8 protein-coding genes are annotated in these 6268 nt (G+C 36.0%); 1 reads left to right on the forward strand and 7 read right to left on the reverse strand.

The window, feature by feature from the left end; translation table 11 throughout:
• Nucleotide 1: 1 nt before the first annotated feature.
• From BD31_RS01675 to BD31_RS01690, 5 genes are read right to left on the reverse strand one after another with little or no spacing between them, the layout of a single operon-like run.
• Nucleotides 2-298 carry a hypothetical protein gene (locus BD31_RS01675; RefSeq protein WP_008297476.1) on the reverse strand — a complete coding sequence of 99 codons (297 nt, stop codon included), beginning with the start codon at nt 296-298 and terminating at the stop codon, nt 2-4.
• 2 nt (nt 299-300) lie between these two features.
• Complete coding sequence (locus tag BD31_RS01680) at nt 301-2469, reverse strand: CDC48 family AAA ATPase (protein WP_008297438.1); 2169 nt, start codon at nt 2467-2469, stop codon at nt 301-303.
• Nucleotides 2470-2477: 8 nt separating this feature from the next.
• Nucleotides 2478-2759 (reverse strand): elongation factor 1-beta, encoded by a 282-nt coding sequence (locus tag BD31_RS01685; RefSeq protein WP_008297478.1) that lies wholly within the window; start codon nt 2757-2759, stop codon nt 2478-2480.
• 4 nt (nt 2760-2763) lie between these two features.
• Nucleotides 2764-2946 (reverse strand): zinc finger domain-containing protein, encoded by a 183-nt coding sequence (locus tag BD31_RS09755; protein ID WP_238536030.1) that lies wholly within the window; start codon nt 2944-2946, stop codon nt 2764-2766.
• Between the two features lie 53 nt (nt 2947-2999).
• Nucleotides 3000-4136, reverse strand: coding sequence for an NAD(P)/FAD-dependent oxidoreductase (locus tag BD31_RS01690; protein ID WP_008297446.1), 1137 nt, complete (start codon nt 4134-4136; stop codon nt 3000-3002).
• An 81-nt stretch (nt 4137-4217) separates the two neighbouring features.
• Here BD31_RS01690 and BD31_RS01695 point away from each other — a divergent pair, with 81 nt between their 5' ends.
• Nucleotides 4218-5276, forward strand: coding sequence for a tyrosine-type recombinase/integrase (locus BD31_RS01695; protein WP_008297496.1), 1059 nt, complete (start codon nt 4218-4220; stop codon nt 5274-5276).
• Here BD31_RS01695 and BD31_RS01700 read toward each other — a convergent pair.
• Entirely contained in the window at nt 5265-5648 is a 384-nt protein-coding gene (locus BD31_RS01700) for a hypothetical protein (protein WP_008297474.1), read from the reverse strand. The genes BD31_RS01695 and BD31_RS01700 overlap by 12 nt on opposite strands.
• A 41-nt stretch (nt 5649-5689) precedes the next feature.
• Nucleotides 5690-6268 (reverse strand): hypothetical protein (locus BD31_RS01705; RefSeq protein ID WP_158641213.1); only part of this gene is annotated, 579 nt, incomplete at its 5' end.

Genomic DNA, 6268 nt, shown 5'->3' on the forward strand with positions numbered 1-6268 from the left:
ATTATTTTTCTAATCCTGGGAAGCTTGCTTCATAATCTCTTTCCATTGCTTCCTTGTTTTGCTGTTCGATCTCATCTATTTCCTCTTCAACGACAAATACTTCGATTCTACGTTCATCTTTTGTAATCCATGAGACTTTGATAAGACCAAGAATTTCTAAATCTAAAAGTATTTTGTTGAATCTATCGTCTGCAAGAACATACCCATCTTTTGCCAAGCTTTTGTTGAGTTCAACATCTGTTAGTGAACCTGATTCCTTAATTTTATCAAATACTGTATTTCTAATTGGTATTGCCATTTTTATCCGTAGAATGTTTTATCCCCTGACTTGGGTACGACATTAGATATACTTTCCCTTACTGTGTTGTACCACTGATCAACTTCTTTAGTAATAGATGGTTTTACTTGCTTTAAGCTATTTGCAAAGTCTTGATTTGAAATTTTTGGAGAATTATTTCTCATTGCATGAACTGCAGCTTCTCTACATAGTGCAGCTAAATCAGCTCCAGAATAGTTTTGTGTAGCTACTGCAATCTCTTCTAATTTTACATCATTTGCCAATGGCATCTTCTTTGTTAAAATTTTGATTGTCTCTAATCTGCCTTTTTCATCTGGTGGGGCTACATAGAGAACTAAATCTAGTCTTCCTGTTCTCAATAGCGAGTTATCTAAAACATCAGGTCTGTTTGTAATTCCAATTACTACCACACGTGATGATATGCCTTCTTCAATTTCAGTTAGCAATTGGCTTAGAACAGTTTCACTTGCTCCTCCTTCTCCTGACTTGTAACGTGCAAGAGAGTCAAGCTCGTCAAAAATTACTACACATGGAGATGATGTCTTTGCTTTTCTGAAAATTTCCCTGACGGCTTTTTCGGATTCACCTAGCCATTTTGAGAGTATCTCTGGACCTCTAACTAAAATCATGTTTGCACCAGTTTCCGTAGCAAGTGCCCTTCCAAGTAATGTCTTTCCACATCCAGGTGGCCCATAGAGCAAAGCTCCCTTTGGAGGTTTTATCCCCATCTTTGTAAATTTGCTGGGCTCTTTCATTGCCATGACTAGATTGTCTGTTAGTGATTTTTTTACATCGTCTAATCCTCCTACATCATGCCACCACACTTTTGGTCTTTCAACATAAAATTCCCTCATTGCTGTGGGGATTACCTCGTGCATAGCATCGTAAAAATCAATTAATTTGATTTGCATTGATTGTAGTACTTCCGAGGGAATCCTTTCAGTTTCCAGATCTATCTCAGGCAAATATCTTCTAATTGATTTCAATGCAGCTTCTCTGCAAAGAGATTTGATGTCTGCGCCAGTATACCCGTGTAACTCTGCTGACAAATCTTTCAAATCTATATCGTCACTAATTGGCATTCCTCTTGTGTGAATTTCAAGAATCTCTAATCTTCCCTCTTCGTTTGGAACCGATATCTCAAATTCTCTATCAAATCTACCTGGTCTTCTAAGTGCCGGGTCTACACTGTCTGGTCTATTTGTTGCACCAAGTACAATGACATTACCTCTATCATTTAGGCCATCCATAAGTGCTAATAATTGTGCAACAACTCTTTTTTCAACATCCCCATATGCTTCCTCTCTTTTTGGTGCAATTGCATCAATTTCATCAATGAATATTATGCTTGGAGAGTTATCTTTCGCTTCTTTGAAAATTTCTCTTAGCTTTGCCTCTGTTTCTCCGTAATACTTGTTCATAATTTCTGGACCATTAATGGGAAACATGTTTGCTTCTGATTCACTTGCCATAACTTTTGCAAGTAATGTCTTTCCACATCCAGGTGGACCATAAAGCAAAATCCCACTATGTGGTTCAATTCCTAATCTTACAAACAGTTCTGGATGTTTTAATGGCAACTCTACGATTTCTCTCATAGCTTTGACTTCTGCACCTAATCCTCCAACTTCTTCATATGTCACTCTGACTTTTCTGTCAATTGCAGTTTCTGTTGAGATGGTAAGATTTGTACTGCGGTCTATCTTTACTACTCCTTTTGGAGTTGTCTTTGTAATTTTAAAGTCCATAGAATTTCCTAAAATCATTACTGAGATCTCATCACCATGAGTAATTGGAAGCCCTTTCAATCTATTCTTGACAAAATCTGTAAACTCTTTGTCCACTGTAACTGAATCATTTACTGGTGTTAGTGAAACGGCCTTTGCAAACTTTGATGTAACTTTTCTAATTTTGACAAAATCATTTAGTGATGCACCTACATTCTTTCTTGTCTGTCCATCAACTCTTATGATGTCTGGTAATTTTTCATCTTCATCAACTGGCCAAACTACTGCGCAACTAGTTCTTGAACCCATCACCTCAATAATATCTCCCGGTGTGACTTTGAGAAAATCCATTGCTTCTGGACCTATTCTAGCACGTTTCTTACCTACATCCCTTTGTTTTGCTTCTCCGATTCGCACTTGCAAAGGTTCTTCTTTGCGTACCAAAAAATCACCTATTTCATGTCAACTGACATGCGGCTCATGTTGAGTACTTCAAACTCACTGACGCCTTCAATTGATCTTATTGAATCCTCTAAGGAATCCATCTGTCCTTCTTTATCGTCTAGTACAAATTCTGCTTTAAGAAACTCCAATCCAAATGCTAGTGGCTCTTTTGCATGTCTCTTCATGGTAATTCCTTCTTTTAGTGATGCCTTGATAGATTCTGCTAGTTTATCAAGATCTGTATCCATTCCATCTGGAAGAATTTTTGTGATTAATAGTAATTGAGTCATTTTTTTATGGTCCCTGAAAATTACATGATGAACAAGTATAGTTTCTTGCTGCTTCTCTGCAACTTTGGCATCTCCAAATCAAGTCCTCGCCACAATTAGGGCAATTGAATTTTACACTTTTATCATTAGGCATAACATGTCTGTGGCAGCAACTGCATTTTGGTAATGATATTGTAGATGATGACATACCAGAATTTTCTGTAAACATCATTTATACTTTCCTTGGAATTTGAGCATGTTTCAACCCAATAATTTTTTGAGTTCTCCGCCAATTAGAGTCTGAGCTGTTTTTATTGAATTCTTAATTCCTAATAATTTTATGATTGAACCCGTATGAAAATCAAAATCATCTTTTTCTGAAATCTCATTTATGATCTCCGGCGTGATGGATTCAAATAATTTGTTGATAGTGTTGTTATCTATTCTTTCCAAAATTTTTCTTGCTAATGACTGCTTTTCAAACTCACTACCAAATCTATCCGTCCAGTTTTTCTGATACTCTTCAAGATCTTTGCTGTTATTTGTTTTCAAAAATTTTGATATTGCTTGACCTGCATAAACTCCGCCCATCCCACTAGTGAAAATTCCACCGGCAGTTGTAGGTTTTGCTTGACCTGCAGCATCACCTATAATTACCGTTTTACCTTCTACAAATTTTTTGATAGGTCCTTTAATCCATATTGGTGCAAAAATTTTTCTAATCGTTGAATAGTTTCCTTTCTCTTCTAAAATTTTGTCTATTGTTTCAGCAACATTGATTCCACGTCCTGCAACTCCAACTTTCCCTTTTCCTTCATTCGATGGTATGATCCATGCAAAAAATCCTGGGTATTTTTCTTGATCAAAAATTACTTCTACATTTCCCTTTTTTATCCAATCTGCATAAATTTCGTACTGCGCAGATGACAAAATACCTGTTCTGTCTTTGTGTATGAGAGATGACACTCCACGTGCATCGACAAAAATCTTACAGTCTATTTTTTCTTCATTTGTTCTAATCCCTGTGTCTGTAATTTCTTGAAAACTTGTTTTAACTTTGATGACTGCTCCATTCCTTTGAGCTTGAAAAGCTATTTGCTTATCTAACTCCCTCCTGCTAATCTCTACAACTCTTTGTTTCTTTGAATTAATTGTGAAATTATTCCCATCTGGGGCAGTTATTTTTGCAGACTCTATCATGTGCTCAAAAGTTTTTCTAAATGGAATCACTCCTAATTCTTCTAATCCTGCAAGACTGACCAATCCCCCACAATGTTCTGGAGTTCCAATTTCATAATCTTCCTCAATTACAAGCACCGAAAATCCATTTGAAGCAATTTCTCTGGCACATAATAGTCCCGCTACACTTCCTCCGGCAACCACTACATCAAAATACATACATTTTGTTTCTTTGTCAATTATTTAATTCAATTATTTAGTGCACGCCAGAGATATAGACGCTAAATCCTATACTATACTATGAAAGAAAGGTCAATTGTACGGTTTGAGCAGGGAATCAAATCGCGCCAGACACTAAACAATTACCGTGACCACCTAAAAAACTTTAAAAATTTTGCAAAGTTTGATTCCTTTGATTCTCTTATAACAAAATCCGTCGAAGACATACAAACTATAGTTGAAGATTATCTGATTCACATCAAAGAGAATCGTAATCCAAACTCTGTTCCAATTCTGATGCTTGGTGTAAGGCATTTCTTTGTGATGAACAGGATTCCTCTTTACTGGGAGATAATTCGCAAAATGTATCCCCCACGACAAAAGTCTGCTGGATTCAAGCCATGGACTACGGAGCAAATCAGGGCAATGATTCTTGCAACAACATCCAAACGAAATCGCGCATTGATTCATTTTCTTGCATCCACTGGAGCAAGAATTGGCGTCATTGATGATAAATTTACCATGAAATATCTGAATGATATCTCTGATGACTGTAAGGCTATTCTACTATACCCTAATGACAACGAGGAATATTGGGCATTTCTAACTCCTGAAGCATCACAAGCACTAGATGAATATCATGAAGAGAGAAGAAACCGTGGTGAAACATTGGATGAAAACTCTCCAATATTTCGACGTGACTATTCATGTGGAAAAAAAGTTATTCCTATGCAGAGAAGCGGAATCATCTCCATCATGTATAGGGTGATTAACAGCGCAGGATTAGAGAGAACAAAGGTAAACCATCACTTTGATACTCAGATGGATCATGGCTTTAGAAAACGATTCAACACAATTCTCAAACTAAAAAACAACGTAAACTCTAATGTTGCAGAAAAACTACTTGGCCACAAAAATGGCCTTGATGGTGTATATCTCAAGCCTACGCGTGAACAATGTTTTGCAGAGTTTCGCAAGGCAATCATTGATCTTATGATTGATGACTCTGAGCGCCAGAGGCTAAAAATTGAACAATTGGAGCGTGAAAAATCAGAATTGGAGCATTACAGAACCAAGGTAGAAGAACTGTGGATGGATAAGATGAGAATGGAGCAAATTCAAACAACACTATCGAAGTAATTCCCTTCCGATATTTGACGCCTCTAAAGTTTCAAATTTCTTGTGTTGCTTGTCCCAAATGTATTTTAGAACAATATCTGAATACTCTTTTTTAATTCCAAATTCCTTTAGGTTTTCTTTGATGTATTCAAAATGGTTAATTTTCTTTGAATCTGAAATTTGAATTGTGTTTCCGATGTTTATTCCGCTTGGCGTATTATACATAAAGTCTGGAACCGGAGAATAATCGTCATCATCTGATGAAAATTGTATCTTTTCCATATGATATGGCCATTCCCATACATATTGTCCAACCATTGCAATCTTTTGCCAAACAAACTCTTTTGCTATTTCATCCTCATTGCCAAAACTCTTGTTTGGATGTGCAATCATATCTAATGCGTGTAGAGTTTTTCTAAGAATAAAGTGAAGTTTTAGTATTTCACGGTATTTATTTTCAGATTCATCTTGGTCTGGAGGAAACTTTGTAAAAAATCTTCATCTGCATTTGAATAAAACTCAAACATGTATCTCTGCATGGATTTCATTTTTGTGATCTTAATTCCTGCGGCCTCATGCCAAATCAAAAACAAGTATATCTCATTTTTAATATAATTCTCAAAAAATGACATCAATGAATTAACATACATGTCTTTTGTTTTTTGAGGAATGTCTATGCTTGATTTGTTTGTAAACTCTTTTTGTATTTGTTTTTTAAGAAATTTTATGTAATTTTTGTAGAGATAGATTTGCTCCACATTGATTCCTGTAGTCAGTGCACCAACCATGCCCTTTGTTGTTAAATGGTATTTCTTTCCATCGTGACCTCTGATTCTTTTTTCATGATTTCTTTCTACCAAATATTCATGAGGAACAAATCCCATTACATTGGTAGTTCCATTTATTCTTCTTTTTACAGCCCATCTATTGCACTGCCATTGAGAATAAGCGCTAGTTGTTTTTACAATGTCATTAATTATCAAAGGCCCTTTTTTTGCTATACAATACAAAAC

The organism is Candidatus Nitrosopumilus salarius BD31, from assembly GCF_000242875.2.
Lineage (GTDB): Archaea > Thermoproteota > Nitrososphaeria > Nitrososphaerales > Nitrosopumilaceae > Nitrosopumilus > Nitrosopumilus salarius.